The 1,361-nt window shown below is 76.8% G+C and carries 1 protein-coding gene; it reads right to left on the reverse strand.

Annotated features, from left to right (window positions below; genetic code table 11):
- A partial coding sequence (locus tag F2B26_RS16240) for a UvrD-helicase domain-containing protein (protein WP_159811110.1) occupies nt 1–1,361 on the reverse strand: 1,361 nt, incomplete at both ends.

Below are 1,361 nucleotides of genomic sequence, written 5' to 3' on the forward strand. Positions count from 1 at the left end.
AGCCGGTCGAGCGCGTCGACGATGCTGGCCGCGTCCACCCCTTCGACCGGCCCCGCGTCCTGCTCGTCGCCGCGACGGCGGGGGCCGGCCAGCTGGTCGGCCCAGTCGGCGAGGGCGTGCAGGTCGGCCGCACCGAGCCGGGTCCGGGCACCGGTGAGCAGCCGCATGAGGGCGTCGCCGCGGGCCGGGTCGTGCACCACCTGCAGCGCCGCGACCAGGTCCATCACCTCGGGGCTGGTGAGCAGACCGCCGAGGCCGACGACCTCGACCACCAGCCCGCGCGCCCGCAGCGCCTGCGCGACCTCGTCGAACTGGGACCTGGTGCGGCACAGCACCGCCGCGGTGGTCCCCTCGCCGAGCTCGGCCCGGCCCGCGACGACGAAGTCGGCCACGGCCTGTGCCTCGGTGGCCCGGTCGAGCAGCACACGCGCCTGCACCAGCCCCGGACCCGCGTCGGGGCGCGCCGCCAGCCGCGGGACGTCGAGCCGGGACCCCTCACGCAGCGGCGCCGCGGCGCGGTTCGCCACGTCGAGGATCGCATGGTCGTTGCGCCACGACACCGACAGGTGCCGCTGCAGCGCCGGCTGCGGACCGTCCGGGCCCGCCGCCGTGAAGGTCGAGCAGAACCGGGCGAGCGCACCGGCGCTCGCCCCGCGCCAGCCGTAGATCCCCTGGTGCGGGTCGCCGACGGCGGTCACGGGGTGCCCGCCGCCGAACAGCGCGTGCAACAGCTCGACCTGGGCGTACGAGGTGTCCTGGTACTCGTCGAGCAGCACGACGGCGAACCTCGCCCGCTCCCCGGCCCCCACCTGCGGAACCTCACGGGCCAGCCGGGCCGCGAGCGCCACCTGGTCGCCGAAGTCGATCGCCTCGGCCCGACGCTTGTGCTCGGCGAAGGCCTCGACCAGGTCGAGCAGCCGGACCCGGGTGCGCAGCGAGTCGAGCACGTCGACGACGTCCTTGAGGTGGCCGCGCGGACCCGTCGCCGGGGTCGCCTCGAGCCGGGCGGCGAGCTGTTCGAGGGACGCGGCGGCCGCCGCCGGGGTGAGCAGATGCTCGCTCAGCGCCCCGGCCAGGGCGAGCACCGCGTCGATCACGGTGGACACCGCGGCGTCGATCCCCAGGTCCTGCGGCCAGGACTCCACCAGCTGCGCGGCGAGCTGGTAGCGGGCCGCCTCACCGAGCAGCCGGGAGGCCGGTTCGACCCCGAGCAGCAGGGCGTGGTCGGCCACCAGGGACGCGGCGTAGGAGTTGTAGGTGGCGACCGTGGGCCGCGCCAGCTCGGCGAGCACGTGGTCACCCGCGGCGCCGTCAAGCAGCCGGTCCCGGCCGGGCAGCTCGACGCCCGCGTCGGCGGCGGC

The sequence above is a fragment of the Cellulomonas citrea genome (genome assembly GCF_009829685.1).
Taxonomy (GTDB): Bacteria; Actinomycetota; Actinomycetes; order Actinomycetales; family Cellulomonadaceae; genus Cellulomonas; species Cellulomonas citrea.